A 21,530-nucleotide genomic window follows, 5' to 3' on the forward strand; every position below is an offset into this window, starting at 1 on the left:
GGCAGGCAAACTGGGCACGAAGCTGCTGATCACCCGCTGGCGGCCACCAACGATTGCGACCAAACCTCGGCCAGCGCATCCCGGATGACCTGCCGGTCCTCCCAAGACCGAGAGCCGGTCACGGCATGTGGGGTCCAGATCTGCGAAAAGTCGCGGTGCCCGAGTTACCGCAGATAAGTCCTCATTATCTGCGCTCCGGTGTTGATCTGGGCGGATGCGGCGGTCAGGAGGTGCCCACTCCGCGAATTATCTGCGGTAGTGCGCCGCCCACGTCCCGTCCGGTGATAGCGAAACCGGATAACGAGACTTTTCTCGATTCTGGTCCCGCCGGGCCTTATCGCGCATAGTGCGCAGCTATGTGCGGTAACTCGCTAGCGCCGGATTGGGCGGATTTGCTCCAAGCGCCGTCAATTGCATCAGATGCGAACTCGCTACAGTTCGCGAATCGCTGTGGCGAATCCCGGCAATATCGCTGACTGCCAAAGGCATTTATCTTACCAGCCGACCATGATGGTAGTCCGCACCGTGGCCGCCGATGGGGTGCAACATGCCGTAGACGCTCAGTGACCTGCGGTTGCGCTCGTCACTCGCATACGATGCGACGGAGTTCGGCGTCAACCGCGAAACCGTCTACGTGTACTTGCGGGCCGCCGCCACCACGTCCTGACCCTGCGGGTTCCGGCAAGTTTGCGGCTCGGGCCAGGTTCAGGATTTCCGGGGCCTGGACCCGCTGTCCGCCGTGGTTGCCCACACTGTCACCGGCCCCACGTGCCGCATCAAAAGTGGCCGATACCAACATCTTCCGCGTCAGAGTGGTGCCAAATTGACATTGATCGGTGTTGTAGATGACCGATGTAACCAGTCAGGAGTGCCCGCGTGCCACATGAAATCGATTCCGCTGTCTTCCCGCACCTGGAGGCGGACTTGGACCGCGTCCGTGACGTGCTCGGCCCCGTGAAATTGGAGGGCAGACCGGAGCTGACCGCACTCACCGACGAAGGACCCGACACCTCCCGCCGCCTGGTCCGCCCCACCTTGACCTTGCTGTCCCCGTGCTGCCTACACCGGTGGGTCCCACGGCGTCCGTGGACATTCCGCCGCCTCCGCCGGGCGGCTACCAGGGCGACGACAACGGCGGCGCGCCGACCTCATCCACTCCGAGCAACGGTCCCGACACCACCGATTCCGGCGCCCCAGGTGACAAAGAGGGCAACGGCAAGCCCGACGAGTCGAGCACCGAAGAACAACCCGGCGACCAGTCGACGCAAGAGCAACTACCCGCCGCGACGACACCCACTACGCCCACCGGCCTGGACCCCACAGCGACGACTCCGGCCAACACAACGGACCCCACCAAGACCGTGCCGACCAGCACCGGAACCCCGAGCAGCCCGGGCACTCCCGGCGTCCCGGGCACGCCGAACCAGCCGCAACCAGGACGCAGCATCCCCGGCGCGCCACAGCCTCCGAACACATCGACGAACCCGGCGGCGGCCGCAGCGGCAACAACAAACGCACGCGGTTCCGCCGGTATGCCCGGTATGGCCGCACCCGGCGCCCGGGGCGGCGGCAAGGACGACGAGTCCGAGCACAAGACACCGGACTACCTGATCAACCAGGAGAACACCGACAAACTACTCGGTGAGATCCCGAGGACGGTGCCCGGCGGCGTCATCGGCGGCAGCCCGGACTGAGCCAGCCGAACACTCTTCGACTCAGCATCCACCCGCATGGCATCCAAACAAGCCATGCGGGCGGGTGCGCGCACGATAGCGGTCGCCTCCCCCACGCGACCAGATTGGACCTCGAATGGCTGAATGGACTTGGGAACCAGATGATTTCGCCGCGCTCTGGTACAGCGAAGCACACGACCGCTTTCCCAGCCCCTTGCGCTACACCAGCCGCTTCGCCTTCCGCGACGACTTCGACACCCACCGCACAGCGGTGCGCGACCGCTACTCCCCCGACGAACTCGACGAGATCAACGCCGCACTGCACACCCTGAGCACCTCCGACATTCGCATCGAAATCCTCGGCGGCACCTGCAAACACAAGAACAGCACCGGCCACGACGACCTACGCGAATACCGAATCATCGGCGCCCGCAACACCTATCGCGCCGTAGTCCTCAGCCAATCCGGCACCCAACACGAGCACAGCCCCATCCGCGTCCGCATGTTCCGCACCGAACAACTCCCCACCCGCCTCGTGAACGCAATCCCCGCCTGCCCACCCGGCGCCGAGAAACCCGCCACCTTCCACCCCGACGACCTCGCCCCCCGCCGCGACACCTACCTCCAAGACAACGCCCGCAACACCCCCCGCGAGCAATACCAACGCCTCCTCCACCGCCCCGCCGACGGCGGCGGCACCGCCGTCCTCCTCACCGCCCCACTACCCACCCATGCAAAACCCGCCAAAGTCCTGCAATGGCACGACATCTCCGACGACGGCCGCTACACCGAACTCCGCACCCACCACATCACCATCCGCCCCACCACCCCCACCGACCTGACCACCCACTTCACCACCTGGATCGACCAAGCCCTCCAACGCCTAGCAGACTCCGACCCCGAAACCTGGTAGCCGATCCGAAACCCGAAGCGCAGCCTGATCGACGCTGAAACCAGGAGAGCAGCGGATCCCCGAGCGCACCATCGCTCAAAAGATCCGTATGCACCACAGCCAACCCCCATCACCGCCGCAATGGACGGGCATAGAGCGTACGGTGCACTCACACTGGGACACACCACAAACGGCACCTTCACCACAGCCGACGGCCACGCAGTGCCGCGCCCACCACGATCAAGAAGAGGCTCGCCGAGTCGCGTGCCGCTGGTTTGCATGCGTCGTGGCCCGTCACGTCTCACACGGCGCGCAGGCTGCTTACTCTTATCGGGCTTACTTGGTCCCCCATGAGGAGTTGCAACGTCTGCGGCGCGCAGATCGGTTTCGCGTCAGCCTCGTGCGGCGAGCTCCGCGAGCCCCATCTGGATGTGCAGGTTGTCGACGACAGCCAGGTGGCGCAACGATGGGGTGGGGAGGACGCGTTTGCGGCAGGCGTCCAAGAGTACATTGTGCACCGCCCAGGTGACGCCGGGTGGCTCGTGCAGTAACGGGGTGAGGCTGTGAAGCTCTTTGTCCGCGTGCAGCTTCGTGAGGATGTGGATGGCCTCGTAGCGGACCACTTCGCGAGCGTCGGACCGGGCAAGTTCGGTGAGCCGCTGCAGGGGCTGTCCGCTGGGGGCGTGCACGACATAGGTGCGCAAAGCTTCTAGGGCTCTGGTGCCCGTCAGGTTGGCAAGGCACTGCCAGGAGAACTCGGCGATAGTGGGATCGGCGGGCACTTGGGCGAGGTGGTACATGGCGGACTTGCGGACCACACTGTGCCGGTCGCGCGAAAGGTCCAACAGTTCATCGGTTTTCGCCCACACGGTCAGTGCGATGCAGGCGTTCTCACGGACCCCGGGTTCGGGGTGCTCGACCAACCGCTGGGTCAGCAGCGTGCGGGCCGACTGATCGTAAGCGACCCAATCGTTGGAGCGCAGCGCCTGGTCAAGGGCGCCGCCGTCGGGTGCGTCGAGCAGCGCCAGCAGGGCGTCCACGGTCAGTCGCTCGGGCGGTGCCTTGACATAGGGCGGTCGCGGTCGCTCTGCGACGGAGTCTGTCCAGCGCACCAGATCGTGGACGGGTTGCATCCAGTCACGAAGTAGCGCAACTCCGGGATCATCCGAACTCGCGGCGCCCCCGAACTCAGATGCCACCTCGTCGAAACTGTGTGCCGCGGCCGCGCGCACCCGCTCATCGTCGGCGGCGCGCAGCTCGGCCAAGGTCCGCAGCACCCGACGAGTCGGGTAGTAGCGCAGGGTGTCCATCGCTTGTTCGGCGGCCTCGACCGAGAGACCGTGTGCGACTTCGAGCAGTCCGTCTTCGGCGGCCACTGGTTCCTCCCACAGCAGCACGTCCGCGGCGGTCTTGCGGATCGTCGCGTCCCGGTGCCGCAACGCGCGAACCAGTACCGGGACGAACTCTGCCTCGCCGAACCCGAATCCCATGGCCTCCAAGGCGTCGGCCTGCCACGGGTGCTCGTCGTCGCCGGCGACCGGCACCACAATGTCGGCTTCGGTCCGTTGCATCAAACCCAGCGCGTGGCGCGCTACCACGGGTTCTTCACTGGCCCACCACGCGCGCCGGATCTCCTCGTCGGTGGTGTCATCGAAACCTGACACCACCTCCGACGCGCGGCGGCGTACCGCGTCGGGTAACCGCCTGTCGAGCACCAACGCTGTCAGTGGCGCGAGGGATCGGTAGTCCTCGAGCTGCGCCAACTCGTCGAACGCCGCTTCCCGCTCGGCATCCGGAGTGTGCGCGGCGGCAACTTGTTCGAGGAGCGGGAACGTCCGCCGCCGATCCCGCTCGATGGTCATGCGGTTCAGGATTGCACGCTTCTCCAGCTGGTCCCATCGAATATTCGTCCGCGCAGTTCGCATACTCGGTTGTCCTGCCCTTCGTCCACAGTGCCCACAGCGACTCACGTAGCCGCTCCGGCCGCTGCCGGGGTGAGGTCGAGTTCGAGGTGGGCGTCAAACGGCTCCGGCGTCAGCGTGATCTCGTCGGTGGCGTATTCGCCGAAGCGTTGGATGCGGGCAGTCAGATAGGGCGAGAGCACGGCCAGGTCCTCCGACGTGATTGTCCAGTCCTCGGCGATCAGCTCGCGGATCACCATCATCATGTCCAGGGTCGTGTGGAAGATGACCGCGTTGTTCAGCAGAGTGGAAAACTTGAGGATCTTCTCCTGCTCGTCGGGGTCGTTGGCGGCGATCACCCCGTGGTTGCCGAACCGGCACCAGGAAGAGAACCGGTTGTAGGACACTCCACCTTGTTCGTCTCGGCCGTGGTCCGCCGCCGTAACTGCGCGTCCGACAAGAACTTCAGTAGTTGAACCGTGAGCACCACCCGGCCGATCTCGCGGAACGCCTTATAGCGCCACGCCCTCTCCCCGGAGGGCTTGTCGCTGTTGATGTAGGAGGTCCGAATGATCCGTGAGCTTTCCGTGGGCCTGCCTCGTCAATAGGGTTGCGGTGTTCCGCATGCCTTCGATCTGTCGCGAAATGGTCGTCGACATCCTATCGACGATTGAATTCGCATTAAACGATCCCTGGGATCGGAATATTTGTACTCACCCAAATAATTGCCGAAGATAGAACCATCACACACCTCACTACTTGCGGTGGTGGCTGTTTCGCGTTCAGCGACGCATCTGCCTACAGAATTAACTCAACGGCGTGGGGATGAAGAAAAGAGCCGAAGCGAAACTGGCCCGACCGTCAACGGGGACGGCTGACAAACCTCCCTGTCCAGGCTATCGGCGAGGGCCCACGATGACACAGCCCGACCGACGCACCGGTCGGGCGGTGTCGCAATTCGCGACCAGGAACCGGCTGCAAGCAGCCCAACCAATGCCCGAACTCGTGTCCGTTGCCACTGATGTTGGGGCTTTCCCGCGGTGAGCCATCTGAGGAGGCTCGCCACTACCGTTCGGCCGTTCTTCCTGCTCCGGGATCTCCAGTGCTGGTGGTGAACTACGGTGCATATGGTGAAGCCTCTGGAACGTCCGGTTGTACTCGCATTGATCTATGTCGTCGGCTCGTTCATTCTCGGGCCGGCCATCTTTTTGGGTGGTCTGTTGTTGTTCGCCCACGGGGTCGGTGATTACTGCGACGCGGTCCATGGCCCCCCTGCTTCACGCGACGCGGAGTTCAGGGCTGCTCAAATCTTTCAGGTCACCGGCGCCGGCATCATGCTGACTGTCGGGCTTCTCCTGCTGGCTGGTCTGTGCGCTCATCGCCATCGGATCAGCCGACTTCGGCTTATTTCGAGCAGCTTCGGGATCCTCGCCATGATGAGCGGGTTCGGCCTTGTCATCCTGCTGTCCGGCCCTGGAGGTCAGGGGGGCTGCTCGCCGCCGGGATTATGACACCTCGCAATTCACCCGACGGCACTATCCCCTTGACTACCGCACACTCCGGCTCTACAACCGCGAATGGGGCCCCTGGTGTGCGGCTGGCTCGATGAGGTCGCAGCAGGCTCACTCACCGAAGCTCTTCGATCACTTTTGCAAGAGCGGTCATGTGAGTCTCGGAGACGGAGTAATGGGTGACGGCGTACGCATCGCGGTAGTGGCGCAGGGTATCGGCGATGCCGCGTGCGGATCCGTGCAGCACACCAGGCAGATAACGCAACTGTGCGTCCGACAGGTCCGGGTTGAACCTGCGGGGCAGCGACAGATCGGTGGCGCCGTGGCCCTGCACGTCCACCGCCTGCACCATCAGACCCAACTCGAGATCGGAGAAACGTTCTCCGGCCGCAGCGCGGACGAACTCGACCCGACGCGCAAGCGCAACCATGCCGACGTCCTCGGAATCGATATCGGCACCGACGGGCACCCCGGCCAGCGCTACTGTGTCGGCGTGTTCGGCGGCCACTCGCACCAGGCGGTCCCCTAGCCCGGCCACCAGCAGCGGAATCCGGCGGCGGACCGGTGGTTGGTGACCGTTCGCGAACAGTGTCCGAATCTCGCCGATGGTGTCCCGAAGGTAGTCGATACGCTTCCGCCCGCCCGGGAATGGCAGCCCCGCTGCCTCGAACTCGGGCTTCGCGAAATCCGGTCCGGCACCGAGTCCGAACTCGAACCGGCCATCGGTGAGCTGATCCACGCTGGCGACGTCACGAGCAAGCAGAGCAGGCCGGTAGAAGCCCGCATTCAATACCATCGTGCCGACGTGCACACGGTTCGTCGCCTCCGCCATAGTGACCAGCGTGGGGAACGGTGAAGTCATACCCAGATGGTCGGGAACCTGGATCACGTCGTAGCCCAGGTCTTCCGCTTGCTGTGCTTTGCCCCGCCACTCGGCGCGCGAGTCCGCGGCGGAGAAGCCGACGGCAAACCGAAAAGGACTCGGTGTCACGCTATTTCGAACTTCTTCCACACCTCGCACGTTAGCCGATCAGGCGCTCTCAGCGCCCACATCTACCTCGCTGTCACTACCTCGTCCGATTACGCGATGCCCTCGGCAACCGAACCCCGACAGCCACCTGCACCGGCGAACGGCGACCCCGACAACGCTCGAAAGGTGGCACTAGCGGGATGGTGTGCCCCTGGGGCGGGCGCACAGAATAGGTCACAGCGCCAGTTGCCGCAGAAAATCCACGTCGAATGAGATGGGTAGAGCGCCACGGTGCCTACCGCCTTGTCGCCCACGCTCGGTCAGCGCGATTACCCCGTGTCCTTCCATCCGGGTGTGCTGACCCAGGGTAAGCGGATTCACAGACGCCCGTTCAGCGATACGCATGGGGGCCATCGCGTCCGGAATTCCGGTCCGGTGCTGGAACTTCGTCCACGGCGCTTCCATCCTTTCGGTGAAATCGGCACCGCCGGCCCGATTCCCGATGCGGCGGTTGAAGACCTCGGAGACGATGTCGTCCCATGCGTCGGGCGCGAAGCCGTGGTCGCGCAACCACTCCGACACCGGCTCGGCGCGGAGACCATGTTCAGACGGGTGGGGATCTCCGTACAACGTCAGCTGCTCGTGGACGCAATCCTCGAGGTCGGCTTCGCGTATCGTGTCACCGTTTTCCGGCGATGCACCAGCCACCCGATTCGTAGTCGCCCGCTTCCTTGTACCAGGGTGCTGCGCCGAATCGTCCGCTCAGCTCGGCACAACGTTCCTCCCTGGACGGGCGTGACATCTTCGAGAGCATGGCCTGTTTGATGGCATCCGGCTCATTCTCCATGATCGTTTTCCAGAAGTCGGATTCCTGCAACTCGCGGATCCGCTGTTCGTCGCGGGGGTAATGGGAAGCCGGGTCGCCGAAAACGAGCGTCCAGCCGTCGAGGGCAGGACTGACGTAGACCCGTTGACACTCCTCATCGACTGGACGTCGTCGCTCGTCCAAGGCAACGGCGCTGCCCATTGCGACGGTTGCCGGGACCGGATCCGACAGCCCGAACGCGTCGAGTACCGCGGCTTGGTTATCGGTGGGTAGCGCCCACCACAAACACTCCTTCGCTGCCGGAATGGGCTGGGGCCTCTCATGTGCGAGCTTGCTCATGATGAACCGATGCAGCAGCGCCAGGTCTGCTGGTGCGATGGTGTGCCAGCCGATTTCGGCGAGCGCGTCGAGGGCGCCGCGCCGTTCGGGCAGGTTCGACCGTCTGACTTGCTGCAGTAGTGGAATCATCTGCGCGCCGAACTCGCCGAACGACTTCGCTGCCGTGCCGCGCACCTGCTCGTCGATATCGCCGAGTAGCACTGTGAGCACAAATGCATAATCGGTCGCGCCGTGCCTGCCGATCTCCTCGACAACCCCTCGTCGCGCGGCAACGTTCGCACTGCGTATCTGCTCAGCGTAGAACGCCGCTTTGTTGAGAGCCGGCAGCCCCAGCACCTGGCAAGCGCGGTATTCGGTTCGGCTCTTCGCTTCGATCGAACTCGGCTCGGCTGCCGCTCAGCAGCTCGAGCAGCGCCCGGTAGGCGAGCGGGCCGAGCCTGCGCAGCACTGTCATGCAGGCATCGGCACTGCTTGCCGAGTCCGCTTCGCGCAGTGCGCGCAGCAAGGCCGGTAACGCCTTGCTGCCTGCGCCGACCAGCGCATCTGCCGCTGCGGACCGGGCGTTCTGGTCGGTACTGTCCAGCTGAGCGATGTAGTGATCGATATTCATCGGCGATAAGTATCCTCCGCGCGCGCAGCGCCCGGTTGACAGTCGCGGTGCCGTCTACAATGCCAGAACCAGCCGACAAATGCGGCAAGTGCTCGGCTGCCTCCAGGGGCCGTCATTCTCGGCCCGGCGGGTGCGGATCAGATGCGCGGTAGTCGGCGGATGAGGCCTCAGCGGGTGTCAGGAGCGGGGAACCAGGCGACGGGTGTGGGCGTAGACGACGGCGTGCACGCGATCGCGAACACCGAGTTTGGCAAGCATATTGGAGACGTGAGTCTTGACCGTCTGCTCTCCCACGCCGAGGGTGCGGGCGATCTCGGGGTTCGTGTGTGCCTTGGCGATCAGAAGCAGGACCTCGTATTCACGGGCGGTGAGTGTCTCGACTTCCGGTGCGGCGGGGAATGGTTCTATTCCGTCGGTCAGCCGCGCGATCAGGCGGCGCGTCAGGCGTGGATCGATCAGGGCATCGCCGTGTGCCGCAATCCGGATGGCAGAGATCAGTTCCTGGGAGGGCAGCGCCTTGGTGAGGAACCCGCTGGTGCCGAGACGTAGTGCGCGGTAGAGGTTCTCATCGGTGTCAGAGGTGGCGAGGGTGAGGATCCGGGTCCTGCTGGCGAGTGCCGCGACCGTCTCGATGGCGGCCATGTCGTCCAGACCGGGCATGTCGAGATCGAGAATGGCGACGTCGGGTTGTAACCGCTCCATTTCCCGCATGGCGGAGAGTGCGTCGGAGGCCTCCGCGATGCAGTAGATATCCGGCTGGGTACCGATCGCGGCCCGCAGGCCCGAACGAAACACTGCGTGATCGTTGGCCAGCAACACCGAAATCGTCGAGTGCTGTGCATCGGCGAGGATGTCGCCCGGCGGTGAGCCTTCCGATCCGCGCGGGTCGAATTCCACTGCGTCGCCACGCCTGCCGATCGAGGTGTCGGCGTGCGCGTAACTCACCGAGAGCATCGTGGCGGTGATCGCGAGCAAGAGCGACGACACCACCCGGAGCAGTGGGTGTGTCGACGTGGTCGTGGCCATGAACTACGACCGTAGATGCCCGAGCCTTCGGCGTACATACACAATCGGGAGTATCCGAGCTCCCCCGATGGAGTGATCAGCGCAAGAACCCGGTGTACCGCTTGCTGATCAGCTGACTCTGGATCTGTTTGATCGTGTCCAGACCGACGCTCACCACAATCAGTACCGAGGTACCGCCGAACGCGAGGCTCTGTGCCGAGCCGACGGCACCGAAATGCACCAGCAGATTCGGCAATACCGCGACAGCGCCGAGATAGACGGAGCCGGGCAGAGTGATCCGGCTGAGGACATACCCGAGGTAGTTCTCGGTCGGTCTGCCGGGCCGGTAGCCCGGGATAAAACCGCCGAACTTCTTCATCTCGTCCGCGCGCTCCGCCGGGTCGAAGGTGATCGCGACATAGAAGTATGTGAAGAACAGGATCAGCGCGAAGTAGACCGTCACATAAACCGGATTGCCCGGGGTGACCAGATACTTCTCGATCAATTCCTGCCACTTGCCCGAACTCTGCGGATCCAATCGCGCGAGCAGGGTCGGTATATACAGTAGCGAGGAAGCGAAGATGACAGGAATGACGCCGGCCTGGTTGACCTTCAGCGGCAGATACGTCGACGAATTACCGTACATCTTGCGACCGACCACGCGCTTGGCATACTGCACCGGAATTCGTCGCTGGCCCTGCTCGACGAAGATCACCCCCACGAGCGTCAGCAACATCGCGACGCACACCGCGGCGAAGATCAGCACGCCTTTGCTGTCCAGGATCGACTTACCTTGACTCGGGATTCGAGCCACGATACCGACGAAGATCAGCAGCGACATACCGTTGCCGACACCGCGTTCGGTCACCAGTTCGCCGATCCACATCACCACTGCCGCGCCCGCCGTCATCACCAGCACAGTGACCACCATGCCGAACAACGATTTGTCCGCCACGATATCAGCGGGGCAGCCGCGCAGTAGCTGCCCACGCGCGGCCAGCGCCACCAATGCCGACGCCTGCAGAACCGCCAATATCATTGCCAGATAACGGGTGTACTGCGTGATCTTCGCTTGACCGGACTGGCCTTCCTTACGCAGTTCCTCGAACCGCGGGATCACGACGGTCAGCAGCTGAGTGATGATGCCGGCGGTGATGTAGGGCACGATGCCGATCGCGAACACCGACAGCTGCAGCATCGAGCCGCCCGAGAACAGATCGATGAGCTGATAAATCCCAGCGGAGTCGCCGCCGGAGACGATATCGATACAGGTGCGAATCGACTTGTAGTCGACACCGGGTGACGGAAGCGTCGCACCGAGGCGATACAGCGCGAGCAGACCCAGCGTGAAAAGAAGCTTCCGCCGTAAGTCCGGTGTCCGGAAAGCAGATACGAAGGCGGGAAGCACAGATCCTCCTGACAAAGGCGCGAGTGAAGGACAGGCGCTCACGCTGTGATAGGAGGAGCCGAACCTGCCGTGCGACTTGGACAGTACGGAAATCCATGCCCCAGCCACGTCGGCCGCGGGTCGGATTTCGATCTCCCCCGACAGCGGGAATCATCGGTTCCGTACGCCTCGAAGAGCTACTCGGCCCACGTGCGAGATGCCTACGAAGGCACCGTCAGCGGCTACGGCGCCCACATCTCCGGCATCAGCCTTCCGGAGCCATAGAGTCGCGAGAACCCGCCTCCGCGCCGGAGTTGGTGGTGAGCCGGTTGTCGGGCAGTAGGAGGGTGGCGAGTTCGTCGAGGAGTTCGGCGGCGCGCCGGGCGGCGGCGGGATCGCCGAGTGTGACGGCGAGGGTGTTGTCGATGGGGCGTTGCCGGCGGTTGATGCCACGGGTCAGCCCTTCGGCAGGGTGCACGCGGGTACGGCGGCGGTCGGCGGGGTCGGTGTCGGTGGTGAGCAGGCCGCGTTCGACCAGCCCGGCCACCAGGGTGGAGATGTGGCTCTGAACGAAACCGGTGGATGCGGAGAGCTGGTTGATCGAGCAGCCGGGATGCTCGGCCACTTCGCTCAGCACGGCGGACTCTCCGGGCGGCGGGATCGGGTCGCCGGGGTAGACGCTGGCCTGCCGGGACAGCTCGCTGAGCCGACGAGCCAAGCGGTGCAGTTGCCTGCCGTTCACGAAGAGTCACTGTACCAACTGATACATCTGCAGAGAAACATCTGTAATGATGTATCTGTGCAGATGCTATTGAGGAAGCCGGTCCGGAGGACCCGCGCGGCGGCGCCACAGGCCGATCGCCGTCGTGCTAGCGGGTGGCTTGTTGCCGTGGCGGCGGCGATGGTGGCGAGTTGCTCGGCTGATGCGCCGGAACCCCCTCAGCGGCAGATCACCTCCGCTGAGGGGGTATTGACAGTAGATCCGTCGGCGGAACTCGAGGAAAAGGTGTCGTTGGCCCAGCTTCCGATGCCGCCGACGGCGCCCTCCGCCGAGGCTGAATCGTGTACCGGTGCGATCAACCCACGAGGTACCGGCTGCGTGGACCCCGGGTGGGGGGCGTTGGGTTCCGTCGGTACCTACTGGCCCGACAGCGAGTATGTGCTGGTCGGCGCCACGTTCGCCGGAGCTCCGGCAACCGGTGCGGCCGCCGCCCATTCCGGCCCGCAAGTGCTGCTGGTGCGGACCGACGGCAGCACGTTCCCCAACGGCGACGGCTGGAAGTGCCTGACCTGTGGTGTTCCGGTGCCGCCGCTGGGTACGGCGTCGTTCGAGTACGGCGTGTCTGATGTCAAATACCCGATCAACGGTTTCCATGACGGCACTCGGGCGCTGGCGGGCAACAGCATCATCGAATGCGGCGGTATCCAGTTCGCCGACGACCGCTGCACTCCCGATCGGATGCGGATCTACCCGCTGCAGTGGGATGCCGGTATCGGCCGGCTGGGGGCGTTGCGCGAACCGCGCTTGCACCCGGACGACATCCACATCGGCTTCAGTTACATGGTTGCCGACAACGACAGCTTCCAACAGGTGCCGTTCATGGGCCGACTCGTGTTCGACCCTGCCAACAACCGCTACACCGTCGAAGACGTGCGCACCCTGTTCAACCCGGCCCAGCAGTTTCAGCCCTACACCGTGGGAGCGGGCAACGAACTGACATTCAACCCGGCCGGGATGATCGGAGAATTCCGCGGCTGGAACCACGACGGCACCGCAGCACTCGGCATCCAGCACCACTCGTCCGGCAGCATCGATGCCTGGGCCACCGACAACGTCACCGGCCGCTCGTGGCCGTTGACCCACAACGCCGGTTACACCGATCCGATGGCCGCCTCGCCCGACGGCAGGTACCTGCTCGCCGAGCAAGTGCTGGGGTCGGGCCGGGTCGACTTCCTCGCAGCGATGCCCGAAATCCCGCCGATTACCGACCAAATGCCCACCACCGCCCACATCGCCGGAATTCGCAACAACGGTCGACGCAGGTTCTTCCTGCCGTACCTGGTCGACCTCGATACCGGAAAGAGTCAGCAGATCAACGTCGGCGGCGACCCGAATTGGAACGCGGCGGCAGACCCGGCCTGGCTGTCCGACAGCACCGGGGTGGTGTGGGCGGAAAACCTGGTAACCGCCCCCGCCTGCGATGGCGCCAACCCACTGCCCTGCCCGCCGTCGGGCGAACCCGGCGGGCGTCGCAGTCGCGTGATGATCGCTCGCTTCGACAACATCGAACCGACCCCGCCGCAGCCGATGGCGCCTGCACACGTGCCCGCGTGGGGCCTGCCATATCGTCCGGGCGACCCCTTGCCGCAAGTTCCCCATCTGCCCGAGGGCATCTACACCCTCCGCGGCACAGAGCACGGCAGCGCGCAAGTCGTGATCACCGAGAACGCGACCAAGACCATGATCATGCAGATCGTGGTGACCTACACCGACTTCGGCGCCGGCGCCGGCGCCGGCGCCGGCGCCGTCATCAACGGCACCGAGCGCGTCCAACGGCGCGCGGAGACCGGGTTCGCCCCCATTACCTGGCACACCGACCTACAGATTTCAGGCACATACACCGGAACCAAACGCACCAGTGAACCCGACGGATTCACCCTCGGCCCCGAGACGATCCAGAACAACTTCCGAGCCACCGGCACCATGACCACCGTCCTTGACGGCCACACCTACACCCAACCCGCCAACGGCACCTGACCAGCAAGCGCCCTTCGTCCGGAAGATCAGGAATGGGGACCTTTGTCTCCGAAGCTGATCCGTTCGACGGCCTGGCCTGTCACGTCTGCAATGAGTTCGAAATCTTTGTCGGCATGGAGGACGACGAGTTTCGCTTGTTCGGCAGTAGCGGCGATCAGTAGGTCCGGAATCGAGGGTGCGCGATGATGTCCGTGCTCGGCGAGAGCGCGGAGAACTTCGATCGCTCGGTTCTCTGATGCGGGTGTCATGTACTGCACAGGCATGCGCGCGAGTGGCGGGAGGTCGAGCAGTTCACCGAGGTCCGGCGCTGACCTTGCCGAGTAGCCCGCCTCCAACAAGGTGACCGTGGTGATGTGCACGAGGCCGCGCTCGATCCGCGCCGCCCATTCATCCGCATCGGGAGATCGACCCAGCCGAACCAAAGCCGACTTGTCGATCAGCCAGGGGCGATGGCTCACGACCATGCTTTACCCATAACGTCGGGGTCGTCGAGGTCGCGCGTAAGCTCGCCGAGGCGATCAAGGTCGCGGGTCGTCACAGAGACCGCGGGGCGGAAGTCTCGGCTGAGCCAGCGTCGGAGAAATTCATTCCGGGACACGCCCATGTCCCGGGCGCGCCGGTCGATCTCCTCGATCGCTGGATCGGGAACATCCCTGATCAAGATGTCTGACATCCCACTCACCTCCTGATATCCATGATATCAGGAGGTTGCCGGGCTGGCGGCAAAGCCTCCGACGTGGCCGGCACTCGTCAATCGGATTGCAGTTGCGTAGGTCCCGCCTTGTCAACCGTTCGGTGAACGGGCGCAACGCCCCGGCGGGTTTTAGCCGAGCAGGCCCAGACCTACCCAGGCCCGACCGGTTCACGGGGCCGCCGGTAGCGATCACCGAGTCCCGTCGGCGAGTTCGGGCAGGTACTTGTAAAGCGTGGTCCGCGAAACCCCCAGCAGTCGCGCGGTCAAGGACACCGACTCATCAGGACGAGCCAACAGCGCCCGATCCTGACGAACCTGCTCATCGGTCATCGCCGGTGGCCGACCGAGCCGCGGCCCACGGGCCCAGGCCGCGGCGAGGCCATCGTGGGTGCCGTCGACGATGAGTTCGCGGATGAACTCCGCCAGCGCGGCGAAGACGTGGAACACCAACCGCCCGCCCGGCGTGGTGGTGTGCATCCGTCGGCCTTCAGGGCCCGGGTCTGCCTGTCGAGGTTCCTAACTAACCGTTACGACATAAGTAGGAGTTACCGCAGGTAGTGATCTCTCGGTCCGATAGTCATCGGGGATTACAGTGAGTATCGAGGTACAGGCGGAGCAGGCGGCGGAGTCGACAATGAACACCATCCGCCTCTGTCCGGGTAACAGTTGCCACCTACCGGAATGGATCGCACATGCAGATTCAGATCAACACCGATAGCAACATCGACAGCGGTGACAAGCTGATCCGGCACGTCGAGGAGGAGATCGCTTCGACGCTCGAGCGCTTCAGCGACCAGGTCGTCAGCGTCGAAGCCCACCTCAGTGATCAGAACGCGGGCAAAGGTGGACCAGGCGACAAGCGATGCGTGTTGCAGGCTCGTCCAACCGGTCAGCAGCCGGTCGCGGTGACCCACAACGCCGCGACAATCGACGATGCCTGTCGGGGTGCCGCCGAGAGCATGGCACATCTGCTCGCCAGCCGGTTCGGCCGGCTGCACGAGACAAAGGGTGGCGACTCCATCCGGCACCCGCATAAGGACCACCCGCACACGAACTGAGTCAGCAGCATCGGGTCGTTCGGTACCGGTAGCGGCCATCCGTGCAGGAAGCCGCGCTCTCAGTGACCGTGGCCGGGTGCTACCGCATATAGTTTCGCGAGCGGATCGCGCGGTGGGGAGCCTCGGCGCCTGTTCGGCTCTCGCACTGCTGTTGGTGCCATCCCATATCTGACCTGCTCGTATTCCCCCCGGCAATCACGGATGTGAGGGTGCTCGGCGGGCTCGGATAGCGGCGTAGTTGGCCGTCGACGATGAGTTCGCGGTCGTACTCGGCCGGGGCCGCGAGGAAGTGGAAGATCAGCCGCCCGCCGGGGGTGGAGGTGTCGATGCCTTGTCATCGTTTTAAGAGACCCTTAGTGGCGGCTGGTCACTGCGGCGGCAGCCTCTCGCCTTGCGGCGGGCTGGACACCGCGATGACACTGAGGACTGGACCGCGTCAGGCATCGGGCGCCAAAACCAATGCGACACCATGCATTTCGCTGTGAGCGGAAGAACTGTGGGGCAGCTGCCTCTCCGGAAGGAATCAGCAGCACACCGATAGGAGATGCGAATGACTCAGCAGAGCAGCGAGATCACCGAAGTCGAGCGCGCAGCACAGAATGAAGCGAAAGCGATCCTCACGAACATTCCGTCGTCCCTGTTCTCACCGCCGGTGCCGGAGGGGGCAGACGGTGGCTACGACGGTCCGTTTCCCAACAACCCCGCAGTGAAAGGCCACCCGGAGGTCCAAGCGGCCCTGATGGACATGGTCCGCAAGGGCACCATGTGGAAACTCGTCGGCCTCTGCTGGGGCCATGCCAACGACCGGGATGGTGGCCTCCTGGCGGCTCTGCGGCAATTGGGCTACAAGGTCTGACCAGCGGGACCCACACTGATCCTGGATCGCTCGGCACTACCGCAGCGTCCATGACTACGAGGGGTCCATGTAGCATTCGCCGAATTTCGGGCATATGACGTAGTTACAGGTACGAGGTCACCACACACAGCACAGCCCCGGGCGCGCACGCGGGGCTGTGCTGTGTCGGTAGTAGTTTCCCGATCGTGCGGGGATTTGGCTGCGTCCATGAATGCGAACCGCGCTTGTCCGTTGATTTCGACGGCAGTGGCGGCTTGTTTCAAGATCGAGTGTCCGTGAATTCCGCGTGACATGCTGGATGGTTCGCTGATCAGGGGTGCGGAAGGCCCACCTCGGCCCTGTACGGTCGTGACTGCTCTCACCTGGCTGGGGTGAAGGAATGCTGTTCGGCGTTCTGTAGGTAGCCCAGGTACTTGCTGGGCTCCTGGCCGCGGAGCAGGCGCAGCAGGAAGCTCGTCGCCGTACCCGCATGGAAATCGCCGGGGATGCTCGCTCCCAGGGCTTGGCTGGCAGCTTCCCAGTCGGTCGGTGTGCTGCGGTACGGCTGGACTCCCAGGAGGTCGCGGATATCGTCGAGGCCGCTCATTCGTGTCCTTCATATGGCTGTCCGAATTCGTGGACACTACCCTTGTCCGATTTCGTGGTGCCGTCCAAATTCCTGGACAGGCGCCGTCCAGATTGGTGGACGTAGCCAGGGGATTAGGGGGCGAGCACCGGTGTCTCGAAACCGTGCCGGAAATTAACGTCGAAAAACCCTGAGATCAGGCTATTTCCGACATCATGTTGATCGGCTACGGGCGGGTCTCGACCGCCCACCAGATCGACGCGTTGGGCCGGGCGGGGGTTGAGGAAAGCAACATCCACATCGACACCGCCTCCGGCGCGAAATCCTCACGCCCGAAACTGGATCTGGTGCTTGCCCTGGCCCGTACCGGCGACACCATCGTCATCACCCGCCTGGATCGACTCGGCCGTTCGGTGCTTCACCTGATCGCTCTCGGCGCGGACCTCCGCGCGCGGCATCGGGCTGCGGGTCGTCGAGCAGGGCATCGACACCGATACCGCAGAGGGCCACGCCATGTTCGACCCCGGAATTCTGAAGTGGCCCAAGCCGCAAAGTAGGAATCGAGGCGACCGAGGTGTCCTCGTCGATTTGTGCAGCACGCGCTGCACGCGCATCCCACCTCCCGTTCCGTGATGGATAACGGACGGTAATCCCGTCCACGGCGCCACGCCGAGGGCCGCCCGCGCACGTCGAACACGGTGAAGACGGCCCCGATTCAGCTGAAGATAACAACCCGAGCTTCGCCGCACCACGCTTGGAAGCGACCGGCCCCGACTCCTCAACGGCAAGCGTCCACCGGTCGATCAGCTGATTCTTGTCAAGCCCCCTCATCACGCGGCAAACTACACCCACCACCACCGGCTACCAGGCAGTTTGCGCTTCATGTACCAGATGACGCGGTTCTTACCGGCACGTTTCTGATCGCGAATCTGGGCAGCAGTTGGTCGCGAATCTCGACAGCGCTTCGGGATTTTTGTGATTGCGAATTTCAACACCGTTGTGATGGCAGGTCCTCGCCCAGGTGATGTCAATTCTCGCGACCGGGATCGGGAATCACCCAGCCCAACCGACGCCTGAATTCGCGAACAACCGGCGTCAGAATTCGCGAACAAAGCTCAGGCGCCCGAACTGGACGGCGGCGCCTATCGAAGCCGGGCGACAAGGTCACGCCTGGTGTCCAGTTTTCCGATAGCTACCGGCCGAACCGGAAAAATGACAAAGACTGGACGGAAACGGACCGGGGATGCATTGCCAAAGTGCCGCCACTGGAGGATTACTGGGTATATGCGGCGTAACAAAATGGCCAGGCCTGCGCTGCTTCGGGAGAATTTTTTTCCACCGATCACTCATTAGAAGGCAAAAAAAATGGCACCTGTAATCACCTCGCTGACACCCTCTTTCGGCCCTCCAGCAGGTTTGAACTCTGTAGTCATCACCGGCTCCGGGTTCGCCAATGTCGGTCCCTTGGCTGTCCGGTTCGGCACGACGGCAACGACATTCACCATCGACTCCAATACCCAGATCACGGCCATCGTTCCGCCGGGGACCGGCACAGTGAACGTCACCGTACAGGCACTGCTGGACGGCACGAGCAACCCGCTGCCCTACACCTATGGGGGGCTCCCGGCTCCGACCTTGACCAGCATCAGTCCGGCTTCGGGGTCAGCGGCCGGCGGGACAGTGGTTGTGCTCACCGGGACGAACTTGACCGGGGCCACCGCAGTGAGTTTCGGTGGGACACCGGCAACCTCGTTCACGGTCAACTCCTCGACGCAGATCACGGCGGTGACCCCAGCCCATTCAGCCGGGACGGTGTTGGTCACCGTCACCACCGCCGGTGGCACCAGCAACGGTGTCGCGTTCACCTACATCGCGGTGCCCACCCTCACCAGCATCACTCCGAGCGCAGGGCCGCCAACCGGTGGGACAGTGGTTGTGCTCACCGGGACAGGCTTGACCGGAGCCACCGCAGTGAGTTTCGGTGGGACACCTTCGACCCTGTTTACCGTCAACTCCGACACCCAGATCACTGCCCTCACCCCAGCCCATTCAGCTGGGACGGTACTGGTCACCGTCACCACCCCCGGCGGAACCAGCAACGGTGTCGCGTTCACCTACATCGCGGTGCCCGTCCTCCTCACAGTGGTGCCGAACGTGGGCCCGCCGAGCGGTGGGACAGTGGTTGTGCTCACCGGGACAGGCTTGACCGGCGCCACCGCAGTGAGTTTCGGTGGGACACCTTCGGCTCTGTTCGCCGTCAACTCCGACACCCAGATCACTGCCCTCACCCCAGCCCATTCAGCTGGGACGGTACTGGTCACCGTCACCACCCCCGGCGGAACCAGCAACGGTGTCGCCTACACCTACGTGTCGGGTCTGGCGCCGGTCAATCTGGGGACAGCCTCGTCGTTCGCGGTGCTGGGCGCCACGACGGTCACCAACACCGGAGCCACGGTCATCTCCGGTAACCTGGGTGTCAGCCCGGGCACCGCAGTGACCGGATTCCCCCCGGGTACGGTGATCAACGGAGCGATCCATGCCGGGGACGCGGTCGCGGCCCAGGCACGCACCGATTTGCAGGCTGCCTACATCGACGCGGCGGGTCGGACGCCCACCGCGTTCGTGGTCGCTGATCTGGCGGGCCAAACCCTGACCTCCGGGGTGTACAAGGCAGTTGCCGGGATCGGCCTCAACGGCACCGTCACCCTCGACGGGCAAGGCAATCCGAACGCGGTGTTCATCTTCCAGGCCGGGACGACACTGATCACCGGCGCGAACAGCACCGTGAACCTCATCAACGGTGCCACCGCAGACAACGTGTTCTGGCAAGTCGGTAGCTCAGCCACACTGGGCGCCAACACCAACTTCGCCGGAAACATCCTGACCTTCACCTCGGACACGGTGACAACCGGCACCACCGTGAACGGGAGCGTCTTGGCCCTCAATGGCGCGGTCACCCTGGACACCAACACCATCACGGCACCCTAGCCCTGATATACCGAAAGGATTTCGACCCTGTCCGCGCGCCTTCGGCGCGCGGACAGGGGTGTTTGGGGTCTGCGGTGCGTGAGGAAGAGGCCGCTCGGTTGTCGGCGTTCATCCGCGGCCACCATCGGATAGCAACGGGCAGCGGCAAAGGCGCGGTGGCCGGCCATGTCGCTGCCCGGGGTCGTTCATGATTGCGGCTGGTCAGCGCTGGCGTTTAAGGCCTTGCGCATCTGCGCGTGGGCGCGGTCTGCGGTGGTGGCGGGGTTGATCACCAGCAATCGAAGGCGCCGATCGTGTGGGCCGAAGACATACATCACCTGGGGTGGCTGGTCCGGAAGCGGTCCGGTGACCTCGATCCCGTCGGGGGCGTCGATGCGGCGTTGGGACAGGCTCAGAGAATTCCAGTCGAAGCTGATCCGGACGGTCGCGCCCAGTCGCGGGGTGAGGGCGGTGACCAGGTCGTGCAGTTCGCTGGTGAGGTTGTCGGTTCTGGGCCACCAAGCGCCGTCGACACCGCCGGATTCCTCGTCGCCCTCGCGCAGCAGCAGCCGCGGTGTGCGCGTCGGCGTGCCGAATGGTTGCCCACCGTCGGCGCTGGCCTGGGATCGGCCCAGGCCACGGTCGCCGGCGGCACCGCCTCTGTCCTGCGGCGGGTTTTGTGTCATATCAGGCCTCTCGCAAGGGCCGGGGATCCTGCGCAGGATGCGCGTTGGTCTGCTGGGTCCATCGGCGCGCCGTGACCGCCTTCGTCGTCCCAGCGGCGCAACGCGGCCTCGTTCTGGGTGTGATCGCGGCTGTGGCGGGTGTCGGTGGCCACGAGTTCGTCGGCGGTGAATTCATTGCCCGGCCGGGATGCGGCCGCCAGCAAGGCCTGGGCGGTGGCGTTCTGGATGTTTGCGGGGATCACCAGCAGGACCAGACGGGTGCGGTCGGGTCCCAGAACACAGAGTGTGTGGGCGGGCAGGTGCCGGTATCCGTCCAGGCGAACCGAACACCCGCCGATCATCGTGCGCCTCGGGGCCGGCTGCCAGGCGTCCATGTTGTACATGATTCGGTCGATGCTGCCTGCCCACCGACCCAGCAGCGCCTCCAGATCGGGCAGTTCGGCGACCAAGTCGGTCGTGCGGGGCCACCAGGCCCCATCCACCGCCCCCGGGCGGGGTGCTCGCGGTGTCGCTAACCGCCGTGACGACGGCGGCGGGCCGCTGCGGAGGGCAAAGCGTGAAGAGCGGTCCAGCAGGATCGGCTCGTGTTGTAGCGCCATCACGACGCTCCTGACCGGGGCCGCGTGGCGGCCCGCATATTCGCCGGGCGACGACCAGACCACGGGTGGTCTCGTACGAAAAGCCCCCGACACCTTCATCCTACCCACCGGATACACACTGACCTGACGTGCACGCATGCACAGTGACCTGTGCTCTTACCGAGTCGTCATTGTCGGTGTCGGCGGTGTTGTGGTCGTCGGTGCTGCCCGTTCACGGTAGGTGGGGAGGACAC

The 21,530-nt window shown here is 64.3% G+C and carries 24 protein-coding genes; 8 read left to right on the forward strand and 16 right to left on the reverse strand.

What is annotated here, in order from left to right:
- Positions 1–1,067 precede the first annotated feature (1,067 nt).
- Entirely contained in the window at positions 1,068–1,694 is a 627-nt protein-coding gene (locus AB0H00_RS23425; protein ID WP_357269738.1) for a hypothetical protein, read from the forward strand.
- A gap of 115 nt (positions 1,695–1,809) precedes the next feature.
- On the forward strand, positions 1,810–2,586 hold the full coding sequence (locus AB0H00_RS23430) for an ESX secretion-associated protein EspG (RefSeq protein WP_357269741.1): 777 nt from the start codon (positions 1,810–1,812) through the stop codon (positions 2,584–2,586).
- Between the two features lie 371 nt (positions 2,587–2,957).
- Here AB0H00_RS23430 and AB0H00_RS23435 read toward each other — a convergent pair whose 3' ends face one another.
- The 3 genes from AB0H00_RS23435 to AB0H00_RS23445 all read right to left on the reverse strand — a co-directional run bounded on the left by AB0H00_RS23435 (position 2,958) and on the right by AB0H00_RS23445 (position 4,956).
- Entirely contained in the window at positions 2,958–4,427 is a 1,470-nt protein-coding gene (locus AB0H00_RS23435) for a hypothetical protein (protein WP_357269744.1), read from the reverse strand.
- 104 nt (positions 4,428–4,531) lie between these two features.
- Entirely contained in the window at positions 4,532–4,873 is a 342-nt protein-coding gene (locus AB0H00_RS23440) for a Tn3 family transposase (RefSeq protein ID WP_357269747.1), read from the reverse strand.
- The gene (locus AB0H00_RS23445; RefSeq protein ID WP_357269750.1) at positions 4,822–4,956 is read right to left on the reverse strand and encodes a hypothetical protein; all 135 of its coding nucleotides are present in this window, start codon (positions 4,954–4,956) and stop codon (positions 4,822–4,824) included. The genes AB0H00_RS23440 and AB0H00_RS23445 overlap by 52 nt, the downstream gene beginning before the upstream one ends.
- Before the next feature lie 637 nt (positions 4,957–5,593).
- Here AB0H00_RS23445 and AB0H00_RS23450 point away from each other — a divergent pair.
- The gene (locus AB0H00_RS23450) at positions 5,594–5,977 is read left to right on the forward strand and encodes a hypothetical protein (RefSeq protein WP_357269753.1); all 384 of its coding nucleotides are present in this window, start codon (positions 5,594–5,596) and stop codon (positions 5,975–5,977) included.
- Between the two features lie 115 nt (positions 5,978–6,092).
- Here the strand turns inward: AB0H00_RS23450 and AB0H00_RS23455 are convergent, their stop codons facing one another.
- The 7 genes from AB0H00_RS23455 to AB0H00_RS23485 form a co-directional block, all read right to left on the reverse strand.
- A complete protein-coding gene (locus tag AB0H00_RS23455; RefSeq protein ID WP_357269756.1) occupies positions 6,093–6,968 on the reverse strand; it encodes a TIGR03621 family F420-dependent LLM class oxidoreductase in 876 nt (291 codons plus the stop codon).
- A gap of 213 nt (positions 6,969–7,181) precedes the next feature.
- Positions 7,182–7,655 (reverse strand): hypothetical protein, encoded by a 474-nt coding sequence (locus tag AB0H00_RS23460; protein ID WP_357269759.1) that lies wholly within the window; start codon positions 7,653–7,655, stop codon positions 7,182–7,184.
- Entirely contained in the window at positions 7,627–8,448 is an 822-nt protein-coding gene (locus AB0H00_RS23465) for a HEAT repeat domain-containing protein (protein ID WP_357269762.1), read from the reverse strand. The genes AB0H00_RS23460 and AB0H00_RS23465 overlap by 29 nt, the downstream gene beginning before the upstream one ends.
- Positions 8,405–8,722, reverse strand: coding sequence for a hypothetical protein (locus AB0H00_RS23470; protein ID WP_357269765.1), 318 nt, complete (start codon positions 8,720–8,722; stop codon positions 8,405–8,407). Before AB0H00_RS23470 ends, AB0H00_RS23465 begins: the two co-directional genes overlap by 44 nt.
- A gap of 177 nt (positions 8,723–8,899) precedes the next feature.
- Positions 8,900–9,748, reverse strand: a complete 849-nt coding sequence (locus tag AB0H00_RS23475) for a response regulator transcription factor (RefSeq protein ID WP_357269768.1) — start codon at positions 9,746–9,748, stop codon at positions 8,900–8,902.
- A gap of 76 nt (positions 9,749–9,824) precedes the next feature.
- Positions 9,825–11,135: a preprotein translocase subunit SecY gene (gene secY / locus AB0H00_RS23480; protein ID WP_357269771.1), complete on the reverse strand. Its 1,311-nt coding sequence runs from the start codon at positions 11,133–11,135 to the stop codon at positions 9,825–9,827.
- Between the two features lie 244 nt (positions 11,136–11,379).
- Positions 11,380–11,856, reverse strand: a complete 477-nt coding sequence (locus tag AB0H00_RS23485) for a helix-turn-helix domain-containing protein (protein ID WP_357269774.1) — start codon at positions 11,854–11,856, stop codon at positions 11,380–11,382.
- A gap of 228 nt (positions 11,857–12,084) precedes the next feature.
- Here AB0H00_RS23485 and AB0H00_RS23490 point away from each other — a divergent pair, with 228 nt between their 5' ends.
- Complete coding sequence (locus tag AB0H00_RS23490) at positions 12,085–13,872, forward strand: hypothetical protein (RefSeq protein WP_357269777.1); 1,788 nt, start codon at positions 12,085–12,087, stop codon at positions 13,870–13,872.
- A 26-nt stretch (positions 13,873–13,898) separates the two neighbouring features.
- Here the strand turns inward: AB0H00_RS23490 and AB0H00_RS23495 are convergent, their stop codons facing one another.
- From AB0H00_RS23495 to AB0H00_RS23505, 3 genes are all read right to left on the reverse strand, one after another.
- On the reverse strand, positions 13,899–14,336 hold the full coding sequence (locus AB0H00_RS23495; protein WP_357269780.1) for a PIN domain nuclease: 438 nt from the start codon (positions 14,334–14,336) through the stop codon (positions 13,899–13,901).
- On the reverse strand, positions 14,327–14,545 hold the full coding sequence (locus AB0H00_RS23500; RefSeq protein WP_357269783.1) for a ribbon-helix-helix protein, CopG family: 219 nt from the start codon (positions 14,543–14,545) through the stop codon (positions 14,327–14,329). Before AB0H00_RS23500 ends, AB0H00_RS23495 begins: the two co-directional genes overlap by 10 nt.
- 210 nt (positions 14,546–14,755) lie before the next feature.
- Positions 14,756–15,043, reverse strand: a complete 288-nt coding sequence (locus AB0H00_RS23505) for a helix-turn-helix domain-containing protein (RefSeq protein ID WP_357269786.1) — start codon at positions 15,041–15,043, stop codon at positions 14,756–14,758.
- Positions 15,044–15,258: 215 nt separating this feature from the next.
- On the opposite strand from AB0H00_RS23505, the gene AB0H00_RS23510 reads away from it, so the two are divergent.
- Complete coding sequence (locus AB0H00_RS23510; protein WP_357269789.1) at positions 15,259–15,624, forward strand: HPF/RaiA family ribosome-associated protein; 366 nt, start codon at positions 15,259–15,261, stop codon at positions 15,622–15,624.
- Positions 15,625–16,174: 550 nt separating this feature from the next.
- Positions 16,175–16,480: a hypothetical protein gene (locus tag AB0H00_RS23515; RefSeq protein ID WP_357269792.1), complete on the forward strand. Its 306-nt coding sequence runs from the start codon at positions 16,175–16,177 to the stop codon at positions 16,478–16,480.
- A gap of 358 nt (positions 16,481–16,838) precedes the next feature.
- Here AB0H00_RS23515 and AB0H00_RS23520 read toward each other — a convergent pair whose 3' ends face one another.
- The gene (locus tag AB0H00_RS23520) at positions 16,839–17,066 is read right to left on the reverse strand and encodes a hypothetical protein (protein ID WP_357269795.1); all 228 of its coding nucleotides are present in this window, start codon (positions 17,064–17,066) and stop codon (positions 16,839–16,841) included.
- Positions 17,067–17,260: 194 nt separating this feature from the next.
- On the opposite strand from AB0H00_RS23520, the gene AB0H00_RS23525 reads away from it, so the two are divergent.
- Positions 17,261–17,602: a recombinase family protein gene (locus tag AB0H00_RS23525; RefSeq protein ID WP_357269798.1), complete on the forward strand. Its 342-nt coding sequence runs from the start codon at positions 17,261–17,263 to the stop codon at positions 17,600–17,602.
- An 808-nt stretch (positions 17,603–18,410) separates the two neighbouring features.
- A complete protein-coding gene (locus AB0H00_RS23530; protein ID WP_357269802.1) occupies positions 18,411–20,033 on the forward strand; it encodes an ice-binding family protein in 1,623 nt (540 codons plus the stop codon).
- A 185-nt stretch (positions 20,034–20,218) separates the two neighbouring features.
- Here AB0H00_RS23530 and AB0H00_RS23535 read toward each other — a convergent pair whose 3' ends face one another.
- Together AB0H00_RS23535 and AB0H00_RS23540 are read right to left on the reverse strand one after the other, a co-directional pair.
- Positions 20,219–20,698: a DUF5994 family protein gene (locus AB0H00_RS23535; protein ID WP_357269806.1), complete on the reverse strand. Its 480-nt coding sequence runs from the start codon at positions 20,696–20,698 to the stop codon at positions 20,219–20,221.
- On the reverse strand, positions 20,695–21,297 hold the full coding sequence (locus AB0H00_RS23540) for a DUF5994 family protein (RefSeq protein WP_357269809.1): 603 nt from the start codon (positions 21,295–21,297) through the stop codon (positions 20,695–20,697). The genes AB0H00_RS23535 and AB0H00_RS23540 overlap by 4 nt, the downstream gene beginning before the upstream one ends.
- Between the last annotated feature and the right edge of the window lie 233 nt (positions 21,298–21,530).

The sequence above is a fragment of the Nocardia sp. NPDC023852 genome (assembly GCF_040639505.1).
Taxonomy (GTDB): Bacteria; Actinomycetota; Actinomycetes; order Mycobacteriales; family Mycobacteriaceae; genus Nocardia.